Origin of the sequence: Aquirufa novilacunae, assembly GCF_045310505.1 — a bacterium.
Taxonomy (GTDB): domain Bacteria; phylum Bacteroidota; class Bacteroidia; order Cytophagales; family Spirosomataceae; genus Aquirufa; species Aquirufa novilacunae.
The window spans coordinates 705,108-725,125 of record NZ_JBEWZG010000001.1 but is presented as its reverse complement, the minus strand read 5'-3'; the positions used below and the strand labels follow the sequence as shown (position 1 = coordinate 725,125).

Sequence of the window (20,018 nt, the reverse complement as noted above, 5' to 3'; positions counted from 1 at the left end):
CTAGAGAAGCCAGTAAACAATTAAGAAATAAACCCCATAGCCTAAGATGTCATTGGTCGTGGTAATAAAAGGGCCACTAGCTACGGCTGGGTTAATCTTTAATTGATTTAAGACGAGCGGAGTGATTGTCCCCATTAAGCTAGCCAGCATTACCACGGCAAACAAAGAAAGAGAGACTGTCATGGATAACATGATTTGGCCTGAATCCACTAATAAGGAACATCCAAATGCGAAGATGGACGCAATTAAAGCGTTGATTAAAGCAACTAGGAGCACTTTCTGAAGACGTTTCCACAACGTAGTATCTAGACCACTTTTATCTGCTAAAGATTGAACGATTAAAGAGGATGATTGAATTCCTACATTTCCTCCCGTAGAGCCGATCAAGGGAATAAAGGCTGAAATCGCAGGTAAAATGGAGATGGTATCGTCGAATCGATCAATGATTTTAGCCGCTAAAAAACTACCGACCATACCTCCGATTAACCATGGAAGACGGGAACGAACTAATAACCAAACTGAGTCATCTTCCTCTACGTCCTCGGAGATACCGGCCATGACCTGAATATCTTCTTGCGCGGATTCCGTAATGAAATCGACCACGTCATCGATGGTGATTCGGCCTAAAAGTCGACCTTGAATATTGACAACAGGAATGGCTTCTAAATCGTATTTCTGCATTAAATCCGCCACTTCTTCACCAGAGGCATAGGTTTGAACGGATACGATTTCATCATCTTCATAAACATCAGCGATTTTAGAACCTCGCTTAGCTAAAATGATTTTCTTCAGAGAAACAGTACCTAATAATTTGCCATCATCATCTATGACATAGACGGAATATACTTTCTCCACGTCTTCCGCCTGTTTGCGGATTTCCTCCACACACTCGGTAACAGTTTGAGAGATATTAATCTTAATTAATTCTTTCTGCATTAAACCACCCGCACAATCCTCGTCGTAATGCATTAAGTCGATTATGAATCGAGCTTGCTCCCGGTCTTTCAATAAGGCGATTACTTCCTCACGTACTTTTACGGGTTGTTCATTTAAAATATCCACCGCGTCATCTGAATCGATCACGTTGATGTATTGAGCAATTTCTTTCGAAGTAAAGTTCTTTAAGAACTTCTTACGGTCGTCAGAATCGAGCGTAGAAATGATTTCAGCGGCTAGTTTAGTATCAATTAATAACACTAAATACTTCGCTTCCTCTGTCGTTAACTCGATAAGAATGTGCGTGATATCCGCGGGGAATAGTTCATCTAATTTCAAAAGCAATTCCTCATTCGCTTGATTTTCGATCAATAAGCGAATGTCCTCTAAGAACTCTTTGGTTAGTTCAAACGGAAGGTGATTTGGGTTTAATTCTTCCATGTTTTGAGGGATTTTAGATGTAACGGCGCAAATTACTAAAAATAGCTCGATTAAGCGCCTTGGTAGCCATTATCTTTCCATAAAATCGTTAACTCGGTGAACTCAGCTACACCCAATTGTTCCGCGCGTTTAGAGAGCAATGGGTGTTCTGGTAATTGCAAGGCTCTGAGGGCATTACGTAAGGTTTTGCGACGTTGGTTGAACGCCATTTTGACCAAAGACTTAAATTTAGCCGGATCGCAGTCTAGTTTTTTGTCCCAATTCCGTACCAGTCGAATAACACCGGAGTTGACTTTTGGGGGAGGCGTAAATACCTCAGGTCCTAAACTGAAGAGGTATTCAATATCGTAAAAGGCTTGAAGCAATACGCTTAAAATGCCGTAATCTTTATTTCCCGGTTTCGCCGCTAAACGGACAGCCACTTCTTTCTGTAACATGCCCACTACTTCGATGCATTGGTCTTTGTATTCCAAAATTCGGAAGAAGATCTGAGTAGAAATGAAATAAGGGAAATTGCCCACAATCGCGAACTTCTCTTCTCCGAAAATATTTTCAAGGGGATAACGTAAGAAGTCACCATCAATTAAACGAGGGCCGGTAAACTCTAAATAGTTTTTACGTAAGTAGTCCACGGACTCTTTATCGATTTCGATGAGGGAGGTTTCGTATTCTGTTTTTTTGACCAAAAACTGTGTCAATACCCCCATACCCGGACCAATCTCCAATACTTTCGTATAGGCGCCATTCGGTTGCAAGCCATCTACGATGCGCTTAGCGGCATCTAAATCATTTAAAAAATGTTGTCCTAAACTCTTTTTTGCTCTTACTTGCACCGTGTCTTGTGGGTTTAAGGGGTAAAATTAAGCCCTTTTTTGTACATTTAAACAAAATTTGTGATTTAAGGCATGGAGGATAAGCAGGCCCTGATTAGTACATTGGACTCTTTGAAGCTTTTTGGCATCATTATGGCGCTAGATGGCACTATCTCGCATGCGAATGCCTATACACATCAATTACTTGGTTATAAACCAGGGGAATTAAATGGGCAAGACTTCTTTACAACCTTAGTTCCAGACGGAGAAAGTGAAATACGTCGCAATTCATTCGATAAGGCCATTCAGACGGGTGGTTTATTCGAAGAGCGGGAGCGAAATTATAGGACGAAATCGGGCGCCATCAAGTGGGTGGAAGTTGCGTCCACTGTGGTTAGCGATAATTTTCTGAGTATCATAGGGGAGGATGTAAGTGAGAAGAAGAAGGTTTCTGAAGCCTTAACTCGTTCGAATGCCCAATTACAAGACTTAATTAACAATACCACCGACCTGATCCAAATCACCGGGGTGACGGGTCGTTTCCTTTTCGTGAACCGCGCTTGGTTAGAAACCATGGGTTACACGGAGGAAGAGGCGAAGGATTTGAAAATACAGGATGTCCTACATCCCGAGTTTGCGCACCTGACACAAGCCCAATTTGATCAATTAGCCAAGGGAGAAGATATTCCTGAATTTACGGCTGTATTTAGGCGTAAAGATGGTCGCCGTTTGTATGTCTCAGGTTCAGCGACTTGTCGATTCGAACGGGGTACCCCTACGGCTTATCGCTGTATTTTGCATAATTCGACAGCGAAAGTGCGGGCAGAGCGGGCGAATAAATTGTTCTCGTCCATCTCGCAGGTGGCCATTAATTCCTCTAACCTGGATGATTTGTTTGTGAATATTCACAAGCAATTAGGCGAGGTGATTGATGTGAAGAACTTCTTTATCGCGCAATACGATCCAGGAAAGAGCTATATCTATTTCCCCTATTACATAGACGAATACTTCAATTCTCGGGTACATTTTACGAAGCGCCGTTTAGGAAATGGTTTGACGGAATATGCCTTAATGGAGAATAAGCCACTCATCTTGCATGACGATGATATTCATCAACTGGCAGCTGAGAAGAAGATTTACCTGTATGGTGTGGTCCCCAAAGTTATGCTTTGCGTTCCCCTCCGCATCGGTGATCGGGTGACGGGGATTATCGGGGTGAAGTCCTATGAGCGGGCAAACAAATACGAGAACCGAGATTTGGAGTTATTAGACTTTATTTCGGGGCAAGTGGCGATTGCGATTTCGAGAAAGCAGGCGGAAGAGGCTTTGGCAAGAGAAACTGCCCGATTAAATTCCATCTTTGAGAGTTCTTCCCACTTAATGTGGTCAGTGAATAAGCGTTTGCTATTGCAGAGTTTCAACCATGACTATGCGGAGCTACTAGAACAGGAGATAGGGATTAAGCCGCAACTGAATTTCAGTTCAGAGACAATGGGCTTCAAGATGATGGCGCCAGAGGAGCGGAAAGTGATGGAAGAACGCTATAAATTGGCTTTTCGAGGGAATAAGCAACACTTTGAGTTGTGTTTACAGAAGAAAGATGGAACAGATCGCTGGTTAGAGATCTACTTGAACCCTATTTTGACGCAGGACACCATCTCGGAGGTATCTGGTATCGCTAGGGACATTACGGAATTAAAGAAGTACCAAAGCGAACTAGTGGAAGCCCGTGAGCAAGCGGAGCATTCGTTGAAGGTAAAGGAGCAGTTTTTAGCGAACATGTCACATGAGATTCGTACACCGATGAACGGAGTGATTGGGATGGTCGATCTATTGTGCGATACGCCGCTAGATGAGGATCAGCGCGATTATTTACAGACGATTCGGAAGTCTTCGGAAACGCTATTACATATTCTGAATGATATTTTGGATTTGGCCAAAATCGAAGCAGGCAAAATGGTCCTTCATCCGACCGATATTTTGCTAGAAGAGGTATTTGATCGTCTAATGGCCTTATTTACGCCATTAGCACATCAAAAAGGCAATAAGGTTTCTTATAAACTGGACGATAGTGTACCAGCCTTCGTGAAGGCGGATGAGACGCGATTATTGCAGATACTTTCGAATTTAACGTCGAATGCCTTGAAGTTTACCGAGAATGGAGCTGTAGCGATTTCAGTTAAGGCGCTCACGGTTTCAGCAGAGATGACAGAACTCGAGGTTCGTGTAAAAGATACAGGTATCGGTATTAGTCCTGAAAATCTGCAAAAACTATTCAATGCCTTCCAGCAAGTGGATAATTCTACCTCGAAAAATTACGGAGGTACGGGATTAGGCTTAGCTATTTCCCGCGAGTTTTGTAAGATGATGGACGGAGAAATCGGTGTGGAGTCGGAGGAAGGAAAGGGGAGTACGTTTTGGTTTACGATCAAGCTGGCTATCGGGGATTCTTCACTAGCTGCGAAAACGAAGAATATTTCGGATATATCGATTGCAGGTAGTCTGCAGTCAGTTCATGCGCGCATCCTTTTAGTCGATGATAATGCCACGAATCGAAAAGTAGCCAGCCAAATATTAATGAAGGCTGGTTGTGAGGTTGAGATGGCCTCCAGTGGACAGGAAGCTATTTCGGTTCTTCAAAGCGACGCGAATTTTGATTTAGTCCTGATGGATATCCAAATGCCTGAGATGGATGGTATGGAGACTACGCGCCGCCTGAAAGCTTTGGGGCTTGTTCATTTGCCGCCTATCGTGGCTATGACGGCCTATGCGATGAAGGAAGATCGAGAACGATTCCTCGCTGCAGGAATGGATGATTATTTAGCTAAACCGATTAGGGCACAACAATTAATTCAGACGGTTTCTCGTTGGGTGGCTGATGGTCACGGAGTTGTGGAGGAGACTAGAGTCGCAACTGAATTCGTAGTGGACGAGGAGGTTTTAGCTTCGCTTTCCGATGCGGTGGGCGGAGATCCTGCCTTCGTGCAAAGCATGTTAGAGGAGTTTATTGTGGAGGCCAAAGACCAGATTGCTTCGGCTATTTCTTTTCACGCGTCCGGAAGCTGCAAAGGCGTTCAGTCGGAGTTGCATACCTTAAAAGGGAATTCAGGTACCTTAGGTGCGGCTCAAGTGCATTCAATTTGTGAAAAGATCGAGTTGAAGGCCAAAGTATGTGATTTCGAGCATTTCCCTTCTGAGATTGTGGATTTACAAATTGCGTTGAAGAATTTTGAAGACGCGATTAAAGCCAAATTCGCCTAATATGCGCCATTTTGGCGTATTTTTCTTCTTTGCCACGCGTTTTTTAATGTCATTTTTTCCGAATTATTCGATTGGATATTCATTTGCTAAGTAGTGTGAAAACCTAGCCGATATGAATCCAAATAATTACACATCACAAGCTGGATTGGTTATCCAAAACGCGATGGAAATCGCGAGCACGAATGGCCAGCAAGCCATTGAAACGGGGCATCTATTGCAAGCCATCTTGCAAGACGACACCCAAACATCTGCTTTTCTCTTAAAAAAGAATAACGTGTCTGTTCAGCAGATTCAAGAGAAATTACAAACCATTCTTTCTTCTTATCCGAAAGTATCGGGCGCTCAGCCCTATGCGAGCAATGCGTTGCAACAGGTACTAACGAAAGCGGAGGCTTTGAAATCAGAATTTGGTGATTCCTTTGTGAGTGTTGAACTACTTTTTCTCGCTCTCATCGAATCCAAAGATGCCACAGGAGATTTGTTGAAGTCTTTAGGCATTACGAGTGCAAATTTTAAGAAATCCATCATAGAACTTAGAGGAAATAGAAAAGTGAACGATCCACATGCAGAAAGTACTTACCAGTCTTTGGAGAAATACGGTAAGAATTTGAATGAATTAGCGAAGGCCGGGAAAATCGACCCGGTGATTGGACGTGACGAAGAGATTCGCCGGGTCTTACAGATTTTATCCCGTCGTACGAAGAATAACCCCATTCTTTTGGGAGAACCAGGGGTAGGTAAAACCGCCATCGTAGAAGGATTAGCCCAACGTATCGTTTCAGGTGACGTGCCTGAAAACTTGAAATCCAAGATCGTGATGTCGCTCGACATGGGTCTATTGGTCGCTGGAGCAAAGTACAAAGGGGAATTCGAGGAGCGTTTGAAAGCGGTCATCAAAGAGGTAACGGATTCCGACGGAGAAATCGTCTTATTTATCGATGAGATCCACACCTTAATCGGTGCGGGAGGCGGAGGCGAAGGAGCGATGGATGCGGCGAACTTATTGAAACCTGCTTTGGCTCGCGGAGAGCTGCATGCAATCGGAGCTACGACTTTAAAAGAATACCAAAAGTACATCGAGAAAGACAAAGCCCTAGAGCGCCGTTTCCAATCCGTTTTAGTGGAGGAACCTGATGTGGCTGATGCCATTTCGATCCTGCGAGGTATCAAGGATAAATACGAATTACACCACGGGGTGCGTATCCAAGATGACGCGGTTATTGCGGCTGTCGAATTATCGAATCGCTACATTTCGGATCGATTCTTACCCGATAAGGCCATCGATTTGATGGATGAAGCTGCTGCCAAAATGCGCCTGGAGATCGATTCCGTTCCAGAAGAAATCGACGATATTCAGCGCAAAATTATGCAGCTAGAAATCGAGCGCGAGGCCATTCGCCGCGAGAATAATAAGGAAAAGGAAACAATTTTGACCCGCGATTTAGCGGATTTGTCAGAGAAAAGAGATGAGTTGAAGGCCAAATGGCAATCGGAAAAATCTGTTCTCGATGCCGTACGTGCCGAAAAAGAAACCATCGATCGACTCAAGTTAGAAGCCGAACAAGCCGAACGACAAGGCGATTATGGTAAAGTAGCCGAGATTCGGTACGGCCGTTTAGTGGAGTCCGAGCAGAAATTAAAAGATATGCAGGCCCAGCCAGCCGGAGAAAATTCGATGTTGCAAGAAGAAGTGACAGCAGAAAACGTAGCGGAAGTAGTCGCAAAATGGACCGGAATTCCAGTCAGCAGAATGCTACAAACCGAAGTGGAGAAGCTATTGCATTTAGAAGATGAATTGCACAAACGCGTGGCTGGTCAAGACCAAGCTATTGAGATGGTTTCGGATGCCGTTCGCCGTTCGAGAGCTGGTTTACAGGATCCAAAACGTCCCATCGGTTCGTTTATCTTCTTGGGAACTACGGGGGTAGGTAAGACGGAATTAGCCAAAACTTTGGCCTCCTACCTATTCAACGACGAAAACGCCATGGTTCGCATCGATATGTCCGAATACCAAGAACGCCATGCAGTAAGTCGCTTAGTAGGAGCGCCTCCGGGATACGTGGGCTACGATGAGGGCGGACAATTAACGGAAGCCGTGCGCCGTAAACCTTATTCGGTCGTGTTATTAGACGAGATCGAAAAGGCGCATCCGGATGTTTGGAACATCTTATTGCAGGTGTTAGACGAAGGTCGCTTAACGGATAATAAAGGTCGCACCGCGAACTTCAAGAACACGATCATTATCATGACCTCTAACATCGGAAGCCACTTAATTCAAGAGAAAATGGCGCAGATGGAAGGCTGGAACAATGCGTTGATCCTAGAAGAAACCAAAGAAGAGGTGATGACTTTACTGAAACAAGTCGTGCGTCCTGAATTCTTAAACCGCGTAGATGAAGTGGTTTTATTCGAACCATTAACCTTAGAACATGCGCGCAAAATTTTAGCGATTCAGTTCAAAGAGGTGCAGAAGCGTTTAGCTGACCAACACATCACTTTGGAAGCAACGGAAGATGCTTTGAATAAATTAGCGGCTGATGGTTATGACCCGAATTACGGTGGTCGTCCCATGAAGCGTGTGCTTCAGAAAGCTGTGCTGAACGAATTGTCTAAAGCCATTTTATCAGGCAAAATCGTGAAAGATTCGGCGGTGATGATGGAGTTAGGTGCGGATGGGGAGTTGACTTTTGAAAACGTGATTGTCGAAGTTTAAAGCATAAAGCACAAAGAATAAAGTATAGAGAATAGATCGCCTATGGCGATAGATTCAGAAATAAATATTTCATAAATGTAAAAAAGGGCTCGAATTTCGAGCCCTTTTTATTCCGCCTTTATTATTTATTCTTTGTGCTTTATAATCTATTCTGAAGGCATACCATCCTCACAAACCGATAAATAGCCTGCGTTCCCACACTCGTGCTGCGAGAATCCGTTGTAGCTGGGAAAGGACCTCCGTGGACCATAGCTCCAGAAACTTCTACGCCGGTAGGGAAGCCGTTGAAAAGCAAGCGACCTACTTTTTGTAAAAGAGCATCGACCAGTTCCTCTGAAATTTCCGCCTTAGTTCCGTGAATAGTCCCAGTTAACTGACCGTCGATTGATTCGATGAAGGAGATCATTTCTGTCTCATCTTCCACTAAAATGGCCACTGTGCAAGGGCCGAAAACTTCCTCTAAAACTACTCGATTAATAGTCGCAGATTCAGCCACAAATAGGGCAGGGGAAGGCAAATCTCGTGAAGTTAATTTTTTCGAATGTTGGGCCAGATTTAAAACGCCTGTTGCGTAGGCATCTGCAATTCCTGGAGTTAAAAACGTGCCTAAAGGCAATTTATCTAATTCTTCAGCCAATAAATCTAAGAAAAAGGCATCCTTTTTCTGAAGTATCAGTAAGCCTGGATTCGTGCAAAATTGTCCTACACCCATGCAAACAGACCCAGCTAAACCGGCAGCAAGTGCTGTAGGGTTTTCGGCGATTTTATTGGATAATAGTACCACGGGATTCACGCTTCCCATTTCCGCGTAGACTGGAATAGGATGTGGTCTGCGCACCGCAAGGTCATACAAGGCTTTTCCTCCACGATATGAACCGGTAAATCCTACCGCTTGAATGTCTGGGTGTTGCACTAAATGGGATCCCACCTCGTTTGAAGCACCGTGGATTAAACTAAATACGCCTGCAGGTAAACCGTAAGAAGCGACCGCTTTAGATATAGCGCCACCCACAAGATCCCCTGTTTTAGGGTGAGCCGGATGGGCTTTGAAAATAACAGGACAGCCTGCTGCAAGCGCAGAAATGGTATCGCCACCGGCCACAGAAAAGGCAAGCGGGAAGTTGCTTGCACCAAAAACAGCGACAGGGCCTAATGGAATTTGGGTTTGAAATAAATCTGGTTTAGGAAGCGGAGCGCGGTCTGGCTGAGCTGGATCGTGGATTTCTTTTTTCCAGGAAGGGTTGGAGATGAAATCGGCAAAAGCTTGAATTTGACCTGTGGTACGACCTCTTTCACCTGTGATGCGAGCTTCCGGGAGATGTGATTCCGCACACGCTGTTTGGATTAATTCATCACCAATTGCAAGAATTTCACGCGAAATGGCTTGAAGAAATTCAGCGCGTTTCGCATCTGAAATACGACGGTAAAGGGGAAATGCGGCTTTGGCAGCGGCTATTGCTGAGTCGATTTCAGCAATCGAAGCGTCTTTATAGTTCATTAGGCAACGGTTTGAATAAGGGTTCCAATAGGTTCAATCGTAATGTGGATGCTGTCCCCAGATTGTAAAGTGAAAGGAGGATCAGGAACGATGCAAGTTCCGGTCATTAAATAAACGCCGGTTGGGAAAGACATTTCGCGGGTTAAATAATCCACTAATTCGGCGTGGGAGCGCTTCATTTGAGAGATTTCCGTATCTCCATGGAATACGCTTTCTCCGTTTCGGAAGATTTCCATAGAGATTACCGTGCTAGGTGCTAAGGGTTTTTCCGTCACCAAAAGGCAGGGGCCGAGGCCGGCAGCGGCATCGTATACTTTGGCCTGAGGCAAATACAAGGGATTTTCGCCCTCGATATCCCGGGAGCTCATATCGTTACCGATGCTGTAGCCGGCTAATTCGCCATGTTTATTAACGAATAAGGTCAATTCAGGTTCTGGCACATTCCACATCGAATCCTTCCGAATACGCACCTTACCACCTGGACCTACTGAACGCAAGCGGTTTCCTTTATAGAAGATTTCAGGGCGAACGGCATCGTAGACTTTGTCGTAAAAAGTATCGCCGCCTGATTCTTTGGATTCCTCCATTCGGGCTACTTTGCTGCGCAAATAGGTCACGCCAGCTGCCCAAATTTCCTGTGAATCGATAGGGCAAAGTGGATTCTCGATTTTGGCCTCTTGAAAATGCAGAGACGCGCAATTTTGAAATAACTGAGACTGATTAATAAAGTCATCCCATTTGCCAGGAACCGAGCAAATCAGACCATGCTGATTCTGCACTTGAATTCCTGCGGAGGTTAGATAAATTTTATAGGTTTTCATAGGTTGTCTAGAGAGGCATCAATCTCCGCGGCGTGCCAAGATGGATAGGTCAATTCAAAGGTACAAAGGTTATCAATCACTTGATTTACTATTTGGATGGGGTGTTTCTTGCAGATTTTCATCACCTCATTCATCTGCGCATAGCTAAATTCGATGCTACGAACGCTCATGGGCTCTTTTTCATAAATTTCCGCGTTCGCCAGCGCATCGATGGCACCTTCCTTGTAGGCATGAATCAGGCCAGGCACCCCCAGTAAAGTTCCACCGAAATACCGAACCACCGCCACTAAAACATAGTGTACATTATGCGATAAAATCGTATTTAAAATGGGTTTTCCTGCACTTCCTGATGGTTCTCCGTCATCATTCGAGCGAGCTTCCTCTGGCGTAAAACCCAGGCGATAGGCATAACAGATATGTCTGGCCTTAGGATGCGCTTCTTTTAGTGAGGCTAAGTGGCTTTTGATTTCTTCCAAATCTTTCACCGGATATGCCCAGCTGATGAATTTACTTCCTTTATCTTTGTAAAGTCCTTCAGCAGATTTCGCGATGGTGAGATAGGAGTCGGGTATCAATGACATAAGGATAAATTTAAGCTAAGCGATGCATAATAACTATTATTTTCTGCGGATTTTATCGAGCCATTTACGGCAGATATTGATGTATGCGCGCTTAAAACAGTGTTTTTCGCAGGAGAAGGACGAATTAGTTTTAGGTTTTGAACGCCAAAACGGCGAAGATTTCTACATCAAATGTTCTTTGGGTCCCCAGTTCTCTAGCTTACAATTTCCGGAATCTTTCCACCGCGCTGGCCGAAATTCCATCGATCTTTTCTCCGATTTACTCCTGGCCGAAGTCCAGGAAGTGGAGATGTACGAAAATGAACGAGCCTTTGGGATTCATTTCTTGGGCAATTATGTGCTAGTTTTTAAGCTTTTTGGCAACCGAGCTAATCTAATATTATACCTTGATGGAGAATATGATTCTCAGTTCCAAAAGCGCCTAAAGAAGGACGATGAGCTAGTATTGTCGGGCATATCCAGATCAATCGATCAGAGTTTCGAAGCCTTCCAAGCCGCTGATGGCGACTATTTTCCTCTTTTTCCCACTTTAGGAAAAGAAGGGCAAGCCTGGCTGGCAGCTCAAGGTTACGAGCGCTTACATCTCAAAGACCGATGGGCCTTACTTCAAAAGATGCTTGAAATACTTGAGGAGGGTCATTTCTATGTAGTCAAGACGCCTAAAGGAATTGGGTTTACTTTATTCCCCCCTTCAGAGGATTCGCTTTTTGAAACTTCCGATCCCATTGCCGCATTAAACCAGTTTTATGTGCTGCATTATTCGGTTGGGGAGTTCACAAGAGAAAAGACTCAAGTGAAGGATGGCTTAGAACGAAACTTAGCTAAATCCCATTTGTATTTACAAGAGCTCGAGAAGCAGAAGGTGATTCGAGAGACGAATGTGCCATTTGAGGAAATAGGCAATATTTTGATGGCCTATTTGCATCTCATTCCGGAAGGGGAAAGTAAGGTGACTTTGGAGGATTTCTACCGAAATCAACCCATTACGATTAAGCTGAATTCTACTTTGAGCCCAGCCGCGAATGCGGAGAATTACTACCGAAAGGCAAAGAATTTCAGTAAGGAATTGGCGCATTGGGAAGAGAATATTGCGCGCAAGAAGCAAGAAATAGCTGAAATTGTTGAAAAATTAGAAGCCTTAGCCTCTGTAGAAACCCGAAAAGGCTTGAAGCCTTTTTTAGCTCTCGCTACTGATAAAAAATCAGCCGAAGAATTACCCTTTAAGCAGTTTGAGGTAGAAGGATGGGTGATATGGGTGGGTAAGAATGCGAAAAACAATGATTTACTGACGCTCAAATATGCGAAAAAACAGGATATCTGGCTGCACGCTCGTGACGTTTCTGGTTCTCACGTGATTGTGAGAAATCCCCAAAATAAAACGGTTCCCGCCTTTGTCATCGAAAAAGCAGCGAGTTTAGCGGCCTATTTTTCCAAAAGACAAACTGAATCCCTTTGCCCAGTGATTGTTACCTCGAAGAAATACGTTCGTAAAACGAAGGATTTACTCTCTGGGATGGTCATCGTGGATCGGGAGGAGGAAGTTGTTTTGGTGAAACCCGAACTTTGGAATTAGTACATTTCCGATAAAAATCTTAATTTAGGCAATTCAAGACCTTAATTAACTTTAAAACTCTATGCAATCAAACGGTTTACAAACACTTGACTACCTCGTATTTCTCTTTTATTTCGTGGTAGTTGCCGGTTACGGCTATTGGATTTATAACAAGAAAAAATCCGAATTATCTGATTCAAATGACTTCTTTTTAGCGGAAGGTTCTTTAACCTGGTGGGCGATTGGAGCTTCATTAATTGCCTCTAATATCTCTGCAGAGCAGTTTATTGGTATGTCAGGAAATGGTTTTAGACTGGGTCTAGCCATTGCTACGTACGAATGGATGGCAGCTGCAACGCTTTTAATCGTAGCGATTTTCTTCATGCCTATTTATTTGAAGAACAAAATCTTCACGATGCCTCAGTTCTTGTCGCAGCGTTATTCTCCTACCGTTAGTTTAATTATGGCCGTTTTCTGGTTATTATTATACGTAGCGGTGAATTTGACATCGATTTTGTACTTAGGAGCTTTGGCAGTAACCACCATCTCCGGAATCGACTTCACAGTATGTATGATCGGAATGTCCGTTTTCGCGGTAATTATCACCTTAGGCGGTATGAAAGTAATCGGTTTTACAGACGTAATTCAAGTATTCTTCTTAATCCTAGGTGGTTTAGCAACGACGTATTTAGCTTTACAAATGGTGTCTGATCACTTCGGTGGCGAAGGTGTGATGAGCGGTTTGAATCATTTGATGACCAAAGCGCCGGAGCATTTCCACATGATCTTAAACAAAGACAATGCGAATTATCCATCGCTTCCAGGCCTTACGGTATTAATCGGAGGTATGTGGATTATCAACTTGAACTATTGGGGATGCAACCAATACATCACGCAACGTGCCTTAGGAGCAGATCTTCCAACCGCGCGTAACGGTATCTTGTTCGCCGCTTTCTTAAAAATGTTAATGCCTATCATCGTGGTTTTACCAGGTATTGCAGCGTATTTATTACACAAGGATGGCATGTTCCAACAAGAGATGTTGAAAGATGGCGTAATCAACCAAGATAGCGCTTATCCAGTGTTATTGAACTTATTGCCTGCAGGTTTGAAAGGTCTATCTTTTGCGGCTTTAACGGCAGCTGTAGTGGCATCTATGGCTGGTAAAGCGAATTCAATCTCTACCATCTTCACTCTAGATATCTACAAAAAATATATCAATAAGGATGCGAATGAGAAGCAATTAGTGAATATCGGACGTATCGCTGTCGTAGCTGCGATGGTATTAGCCATTGCGATTGCTCCTTTCATGGGTATCGACAAAAAAGGTGGTTTTGAATTCATTCAAGAGTACACTGGTTACGTTTCTCCAGGTATTTTCGCCTTGTTCATTATGGGCTTCTTCTGGAAAAGAACGACTTCAAACGCTGCGTTATTCGCAATGATCGGCGGTTTAGCTTTCTCTATCATTACTAAATACATCCCTGCTTGGACAGGTGTAAACGATTGTATGTTCTACACGGCGTTCTTAGATGGTGATGTGTACATGATTCCATTTATGGACCGTATGGGTTGGGTATTTATCTTCTGCGTGGTTTCTATGGTGATTATTTCACTAGCTGATCCAGAAAGCAAGAACAATCCGAAAGGTCTTGAGATTGATGCCAAAATGTTCAAATTGGAGCCTTCTTTCATCGCTGGAACAGTGATTGTGGTGATGGGGATTGTGGCGTTGTATACTTATTTTTGGTAAAACTTTCAGCTAAGGGTTTTAAAATTTTGCTACGCAAATAATTTTGTGAACGCTAACACAAAATTCTTTCTTAGGACACTTTGACTAAGCCGTGAAACGGCGACTAAGTTGCGAAGCAACGACTTTATAAAAAAAGGGATCGAAATTCGATCCCATTTTTTGTAGCCAGTAGCCAGTAATCAGTGGTCAGTCCGAAGGAAATAAGTCCGAAGTAAAAATCATTTCTGAATGTATCGCCGCAGGCGATTCCATCTTTATGCTTTGTGCTCTATTATTTTTGCTTTAAATCTATACTCTCTACTCTCTAATCTCTACTCTAAAGCGGCGAAGCTCTTTTATAATGCTCCTGAAATAATCGATTCCACCACACTCGGATCTAACAACGTCGACGTATCGCCTAGGTTAGAGGTATCACCTTCCGCCACTTTGCGTAGAATACGGCGCATGATTTTGCCGGAGCGTGTTTTAGGAAGGCCAGTCACGAATTGAATCTTGTCCGGTTTAGCGATAGGTCCAATGACGCGTGTAACGGTTGCTAATATATCTTTGCGGGTTAAATCATCATTAATCGTCGGGTGTTCACAGATGACATAGGCATAAATTCCTTGGCCTTTCACATCATGTGGGTAACCTACAACGGCTGATTCAATGACACCTGTATGCATATTGATGGCATTTTCTACTTCTGCCGTTCCGATGCGGTGTCCAGAAATGTTCATTACGTCATCTACACGACCGGTGATTCGGTAGTAACCATCTTCATCTCGCATACATCCATCACCAGTGAAGTAAAGTCCTGGGTAGGTAGAGAAATAGGTTGATTTGCAACGTTCATGATCACCGTAGGTGGTACGGATAATGGATGGCCATGGGTATTTGATACATAAGTTACCATTTACCCCGTTCCCTGTAATCTCTTTTCCGTTCTCATCTACCAGCATCGGTTGGACGCCAGGTAAGGGTAAAGTCGCGAATGCTGGCTTTAGCGGAGTTATTCCGGCGATAGGGGAAATCATTAATCCACCCGTTTCTGTTTGCCACCAAGTATCGACAATTGGGCAGTTTCCTTGTCCTACTTTATCATTGTACCAGTGCCAAGCTTCTTCGTTCAGGGGCTCACCTACAGATCCTAAAACGCGAAGAGAGCTTAAATCTTTATTGTCGATATGTTCATCTCCAAAACCCATCAATGAACGAATCGCTGTAGGTGCGGTGTAGAAAATATTAACGGAATGTCTTTTGATAATATCCCAAAAACGTCCAGCATCAGGATAAGTCGGGATGCCTTCAAATAGAACGGATTTAGCCCCGTTTAAGAGCGGGCCATAAACCAAATAAGAGTGACCTGTAATCCAGCCAATGTCAGCCGTACAGAAGAAGACTTCACCTGGGTTATATTGGAAAACATTAGCGAAAGTATAGGCTGTGTAAACCATATAGCCTCCGCAAGTATGCACAACGCCTTTGGGCTTTCCGGTTGATCCTGAAGTATATAAAATAAACAAAGGGTCTTCTGCATTCATCGCTTCGACTGGGCAATCTGCTGATGCTTCGTTTTCTTCTTGCTCCCACCATAGATCACGGCCACCGATCATCGATACAGGTGTTTTTGTGCGTGTTTTTACGATTACTTTTTCGACCGATGGACAAGTGACTAAGGCATCATCCACGGTTTCTTTCATGGGAATTGTTTTATTTCCACGAACGGCACCATCGGTAGTGATAACTACTTTGCATTCGGAATCATTAATTCTATCGGCAATAGATTGGGCGGAAAATCCACCGAAAACTACGGAATGTATAGCACCAATGCGAGCACAAGCTAAAACCGCAATGGCTAATTCAGGAATCATCGGCATGTATATACAGACACGGTCGCCCTTGTTAACTCCTTGATTTTTTAACACATTACCGAATTTACATACGCGGGTATGTAATTCGCGGTAGGTTAAGGTGATGGCTTCATCGCCTGGTTCATTTGGTTCGTAAATGATGGCTGCTTGATCTGGAATCGTTTTTAAGTGACGATCTAGGGCATTGGCGGTAATATTCATTTGGCCATCTTCAAACCATTTGACCGAATAATCATCAAAATTCCAGTCTAGTACTTTCGTAAAAGGTTTAATCCAGTCGAATTCGTTCGCTATACCAGCCCAGAATTTTTCTGGCGTCTTTACGCTTTCTTCGTAGGCCTCATGGTATTGTTGAAGGGAGGTAATTCTCATAACAGTATTGATTAGTTTTAGCTTTGTAGGTTTAATTCATGGACTTTTTTCAATAAATCTCTATTGGAAAAAGGTTTTGGTACGTATAAATCGGCTCCTGCCTGGTAGCCACGTTCAATGTCTGAATCAGCAATTTTGGCAGAAATAAAAATGATTTTAGGGAGGTAAGAAGGAGATAGGGCTTTTGCTTGTGAGCAAACGCCATATCCATCAATTTTAGGCATCATGATGTCCAAAATGATCACTTCTGGCAATTCTTTTTCGATTAGTTGGATGGCTTCCTCTCCATCTCGTGCCACATACACTTGATGTCCTTCCTTTCGCATTAGAAAGTCCAAAGACATTAAGATAGCTGGTTCATCGTCTGCAATTAGTATTCTCATAGTAGGCGGTTTTATTCGATAGGTAATTTAATCAAAAATAGGGCTCCTTGTCCTAAAGAACTCTGAACATGTATACTTCCTTGTAGGTGTTCCACAATTTTTTTCGAAATGGATAGCCCTAAACCAGAGCTTTCAATTTTGCGATTAGGGTTATCTACCTGTTTGAATTTTTCAAATATTTGATCATGGAATTTAGGATCAATTCCTATGCCATTGTCTTCAATTTCTACACAAATGTGTGTGGCTGATTCTTTTAAACGAACAGTGATTTTTCCGATTCCTGGTTCCACATTTTTAATGGCATTGGAAATCAGATTGATGACTACTTGAACGAGTTTTTCAAAATCACCGATTACTTTTCGTTGGGTTCTTTTTTGGCCTAGATCAATTAGTAAGCTTACTTGATTTTGTTTAGCAATGGCTATGAAATTTTGGGCCGCTTTTTCAATGACCTCCTCTAAAAGGATGGCTTCTAGTTTGAATTTCTGTTTCCCCGCGTCTAATTTTTCTAAGTCTAATACCTGGTTAACTAATCGGCTTAAACGATCAGATTCTTGAATAATGGTTTCTAGGAATTTTTTACGATCCTCTGGATCAATATCCTCATGGTCCACCATGATCTCAGAAAGAGATCGAATGGAGGTGATAGGGGAGCGAATTTCATGGGTTACCGTCGTTAGGAACTCATTTTTTTGTGCGTCTAATTTGCGCAGATTCAAATTACTCTGTTGCAAATCCCTTGATTTTTGTACTAAATCCACCACTTCAGAAACGCCAATACGCTCTTCTTTTGCAATGGCAGAAATAATGAGGCGAGCGGAAGTGGAACCGACGAACCCTGCTAGCATTTTCTCTGTATTGTTCACCAATCGAGGGTCAGCATAAGTCTCTTGCAAAGAGATTTGATGTAAGGCAGCAAACTGTTTTAAATTAGTTTCTGCTTTCAGCTTACCCATAAATCCAGCTAAAGCGTTTTTCAAATCCTTTAATTTAGCTTTCCCTCTCCACAAAGTCGCATCTTCTAAGCTTTGTGAATATTCAAATACGTTGACAAAAAGGTAAGCTTGATTGGCTTCTTTGGCAGACTGCTTCGTTAAAATAGAGACACTGATGAAGGCGAATGTATTTAGACTTAAAGACCAATAACCCGCATTATTGATGGGGTTAAATCCAGGAATTCGAAAATTATCTACAGAAATCCCAAGGCTTGGTAGTAATAATAAGGCGCAACAGATCGAAAAGCCTACCAGGATGCCAGAAAGAGCACCTAAGCGAGTCCCATTCTTCCAATAAAGACTTATAATGGTAGCGGGTGCAAATTGCGCTACAATCAAAAAAGAGGTCATTCCGATGGACACTAGATTGACGAAATTCTCATTAATTCGGTAATGTGCATAGGCCATCCCCATTATGACCACAATAAATAAACGCCTTAAGTTATGAATGATGGACCCGAGTTTTTCTTGATTTCTTTCGACAAAGGCTTTGCGCTGTAATAGGAGCGGCATAAATAAGTTATTACTGATCATGGAACTGATGGCAATGGTCTCCATAATGACCATGCCTGTCGCAGCGGAGAAGCCCCCGATATAAACAATGACAGCAAGTGTAGTAGATGAAAAGTGTAAGGGTAATCCTAAAACGTATAAATCTGGATTTAATCCGGAGCTATGTAAATAGGTATATCCTGCGTAACCCAAAGGGAGGACAAACAGGTTAATTAACACCATGTAAAGTGGAAAAATCCATGAAGCTTGTTTGAGGTTTTCTTCTTCATTTATTTCAACGACTGCCACATGAAAAACACGGGGTAGAAATAGAAATGACACACTACAAATGACTAATTGGATAAACCAATTACCATATCCTCCTTGATTTTTTAGCGAGATAGGAGCAACAGAAGCTTGATCTACTATGCTCGACCAACCCTCCTGGAAATAATAGGTAAGAATGATTCCTGCCGCCAGGAAGGCAATTAATTTAATGATGGATTCGATGCCAATCGCAAAAATCATGCCTTCGTGTTTTTCCGAAGAATCGAATTTGCGCGGACCTAAGACTAAGATGAATAGAGTTAAGGCAATGAAAAGGAGGAAAGAAGGGTCTTGGTAAAATGTACCCTCTGGTGTACTATGTGTGATTAGGTCGAAACTTTGTGAGATCGCTTTTAATTGCAATCCGATATAGGGTATACCTGCAAAGACGGATATCAGGGTAATGATTTGACCTAAGCGGTTATCTTTTCCAAAACGAGTGGAAATAAAATCGGCAATATTTGTAATGTGGTGAATTTTAGCAATGCGAATCATTTTGCGCACAAATCCCCAAGCTAAAATCATCACTAAAGTGGGTCCTAAATACACGGTTAGGAAACTCATTCCACCTGTACTTACTTGACCCACAGATCCGTAAAATGTCCAGGCGGAGCAATAAATGGCTAGGGATAAAGCATAAATAAGCGGATTATTAATCAGGCTTTTTGAGCGTACTTTTTGCTTTTCAGCCCAGGCAGCTAAAAAGAAAAGTATTCCTAAATACACGACCGATAAAAGGGCTATAATCCAGGTACTCATTTTTTGTTTTTATAATTCAGTATGATGCCCGTTAAAAGAATGACGAACACCCAAACAACCACACAATAAGCATAGAGTAGCGGAACACCTCCTACACTTTTTGAATTGTCAAAAAGGCTGATGATCGGAAAGTTAATCAGTCCTAAAAAGAGGAAAGCCACTAAAACCAGGCGATTATTGCGCATACTAGATAAAACGGCTGCCCTCTATTGCTAGAAGGCAGGCCGTTTTTGTTTGTTGATTATACATTATCAAATTCTCCAGTCAGGGAATAATATCCGAAAACGGACATTCCAATGGAGATCAGCGGAGCTAACACAAAGGTGTAGATGATCGCTGGGACTAAATCATTTCCCCCTTTTTCAAAAAGCGGTACCGCTTGAAAATAGATGAGGTAGATTCCTGCAGATACGCCTAATGCGATCCAAATCAGTCCTAATAGTTTTTTAAGAGCATTCATAATTTTTCT

14 protein-coding genes are annotated in these 20,018 nt (G+C 42.9%); 4 read left to right on the top strand and 10 right to left on the bottom strand.

Going from position 1 to position 20,018, the window contains the following annotated elements; genetic code table 11:
* Together mgtE and rsmA are read right to left on the bottom strand one after the other, a co-directional pair.
* Positions 1–1,377: a magnesium transporter gene (gene mgtE, locus V7S74_RS03315; protein ID WP_406777343.1), complete on the bottom strand. Its 1,377-nt coding sequence runs from the start codon at positions 1,375–1,377 to the stop codon at positions 1–3.
* 50 nt (positions 1,378–1,427) lie between these two features.
* Positions 1,428–2,210 (bottom strand): 16S rRNA (adenine(1518)-N(6)/adenine(1519)-N(6))-dimethyltransferase RsmA, encoded by a 783-nt coding sequence (gene rsmA / locus V7S74_RS03310; RefSeq protein WP_406777342.1) that lies wholly within the window; start codon positions 2,208–2,210, stop codon positions 1,428–1,430.
* Between the two features lie 72 nt (positions 2,211–2,282).
* Between rsmA and V7S74_RS03305 the strand changes: the two genes are divergently transcribed.
* Positions 2,283–5,450, top strand: a complete 3,168-nt coding sequence (locus V7S74_RS03305; RefSeq protein WP_406777341.1) for a PAS domain S-box protein — start codon at positions 2,283–2,285, stop codon at positions 5,448–5,450.
* Positions 5,451–5,562: 112 nt separating this feature from the next.
* The gene (gene clpB / locus V7S74_RS03300) at positions 5,563–8,163 is read left to right on the top strand and encodes an ATP-dependent chaperone ClpB (protein WP_406777340.1); all 2,601 of its coding nucleotides are present in this window, start codon (positions 5,563–5,565) and stop codon (positions 8,161–8,163) included.
* 139 nt (positions 8,164–8,302) lie between these two features.
* Here the strand turns inward: clpB and V7S74_RS03295 are convergent, their stop codons facing one another.
* The 3 genes from V7S74_RS03295 to V7S74_RS03285 are packed head-to-tail and all read right to left on the bottom strand — an operon-like array spanning position 8,303 to position 11,063.
* The gene (locus tag V7S74_RS03295; RefSeq protein WP_406777339.1) at positions 8,303–9,661 is read right to left on the bottom strand and encodes an aldehyde dehydrogenase (NADP(+)); all 1,359 of its coding nucleotides are present in this window, start codon (positions 9,659–9,661) and stop codon (positions 8,303–8,305) included.
* Positions 9,661–10,482: a fumarylacetoacetate hydrolase family protein gene (locus V7S74_RS03290; protein ID WP_406777338.1), complete on the bottom strand. Its 822-nt coding sequence runs from the start codon at positions 10,480–10,482 to the stop codon at positions 9,661–9,663. Before V7S74_RS03290 ends, V7S74_RS03295 begins: the two co-directional genes overlap by 1 nt.
* The gene (locus V7S74_RS03285) at positions 10,479–11,063 is read right to left on the bottom strand and encodes an IMPACT family protein (RefSeq protein ID WP_406777337.1); all 585 of its coding nucleotides are present in this window, start codon (positions 11,061–11,063) and stop codon (positions 10,479–10,481) included. Before V7S74_RS03285 ends, V7S74_RS03290 begins: the two co-directional genes overlap by 4 nt.
* Before the next feature lie 22 nt (positions 11,064–11,085).
* Between V7S74_RS03285 and V7S74_RS03280 the strand changes: the two genes are divergently transcribed.
* Entirely contained in the window at positions 11,086–12,636 is a 1,551-nt protein-coding gene (locus V7S74_RS03280) for an NFACT RNA binding domain-containing protein (RefSeq protein WP_406777336.1), read from the top strand.
* A 61-nt stretch (positions 12,637–12,697) separates the two neighbouring features.
* The gene (locus V7S74_RS03275; RefSeq protein ID WP_406777335.1) at positions 12,698–14,368 is read left to right on the top strand and encodes a sodium/sugar symporter; all 1,671 of its coding nucleotides are present in this window, start codon (positions 12,698–12,700) and stop codon (positions 14,366–14,368) included.
* 335 nt (positions 14,369–14,703) lie between these two features.
* Here V7S74_RS03275 and acs read toward each other — a convergent pair whose 3' ends face one another.
* Genes acs through V7S74_RS03250 form a run of 5 tightly spaced genes read right to left on the bottom strand, consistent with a single transcriptional unit; the run spans position 14,704 to position 20,009 of the window.
* Entirely contained in the window at positions 14,704–16,593 is a 1,890-nt protein-coding gene (acs, locus tag V7S74_RS03270) for an acetate--CoA ligase (RefSeq protein WP_406777334.1), read from the bottom strand.
* Positions 16,594–16,610: 17 nt separating this feature from the next.
* A complete protein-coding gene (locus V7S74_RS03265) occupies positions 16,611–16,976 on the bottom strand; it encodes a response regulator transcription factor (RefSeq protein WP_406777333.1) in 366 nt (121 codons plus the stop codon).
* Positions 16,977–16,987: 11 nt separating this feature from the next.
* Positions 16,988–19,549, bottom strand: coding sequence for an ATP-binding protein (locus V7S74_RS03260; RefSeq protein ID WP_406777332.1), 2,562 nt, complete (start codon positions 19,547–19,549; stop codon positions 16,988–16,990).
* The gene (locus tag V7S74_RS03255; protein ID WP_406777331.1) at positions 19,546–19,734 is read right to left on the bottom strand and encodes a hypothetical protein; all 189 of its coding nucleotides are present in this window, start codon (positions 19,732–19,734) and stop codon (positions 19,546–19,548) included. Before V7S74_RS03255 ends, V7S74_RS03260 begins: the two co-directional genes overlap by 4 nt.
* Positions 19,735–19,790: 56 nt before the next feature.
* On the bottom strand, positions 19,791–20,009 hold the full coding sequence (locus V7S74_RS03250; RefSeq protein ID WP_406777330.1) for a DUF6814 family protein: 219 nt from the start codon (positions 20,007–20,009) through the stop codon (positions 19,791–19,793).
* Positions 20,010–20,018: the final 9 nt, after the last annotated feature.

Bases quoted from the DNA above. Each gene is read 5' to 3' on its own strand.
- mgtE (WP_406777343.1), bottom strand. From the start codon at position 1,377: ATGGAAGAATTAAACCCAAATCACCTTCCGTTTGAACTAACCAAAGAG.
- V7S74_RS03305 (WP_406777341.1), top strand. From the start codon at position 2,283: ATGGAGGATAAGCAGGCCCTGATTAGTACATTGGACTCTTTGAAGCTT.
- clpB (WP_406777340.1), top strand. From the start codon at position 5,563: ATGAATCCAAATAATTACACATCACAAGCTGGATTGGTTATCCAAAAC.
- V7S74_RS03295 (WP_406777339.1), bottom strand. From the start codon at position 9,661: ATGAACTATAAAGACGCTTCGATTGCTGAAATCGACTCAGCAATAGCC.
- V7S74_RS03290 (WP_406777338.1), bottom strand. From the start codon at position 10,482: ATGAAAACCTATAAAATTTATCTAACCTCCGCAGGAATTCAAGTGCAG.
- V7S74_RS03285 (WP_406777337.1), bottom strand. From the start codon at position 11,063: ATGTCATTGATACCCGACTCCTATCTCACCATCGCGAAATCTGCTGAA.
- V7S74_RS03280 (WP_406777336.1), top strand. From the start codon at position 11,086: ATGCATAATAACTATTATTTTCTGCGGATTTTATCGAGCCATTTACGG.
- V7S74_RS03275 (WP_406777335.1), top strand. From the start codon at position 12,698: ATGCAATCAAACGGTTTACAAACACTTGACTACCTCGTATTTCTCTTT.
- acs (WP_406777334.1), bottom strand. From the start codon at position 16,593: ATGAGAATTACCTCCCTTCAACAATACCATGAGGCCTACGAAGAAAGC.
- V7S74_RS03265 (WP_406777333.1), bottom strand. From the start codon at position 16,976: ATGAGAATACTAATTGCAGACGATGAACCAGCTATCTTAATGTCTTTG.
- V7S74_RS03260 (WP_406777332.1), bottom strand. From the start codon at position 19,549: ATGAGTACCTGGATTATAGCCCTTTTATCGGTCGTGTATTTAGGAATA.
- V7S74_RS03255 (WP_406777331.1), bottom strand. From the start codon at position 19,734: ATGCGCAATAATCGCCTGGTTTTAGTGGCTTTCCTCTTTTTAGGACTG.
- V7S74_RS03250 (WP_406777330.1), bottom strand. From the start codon at position 20,009: ATGAATGCTCTTAAAAAACTATTAGGACTGATTTGGATCGCATTAGGC.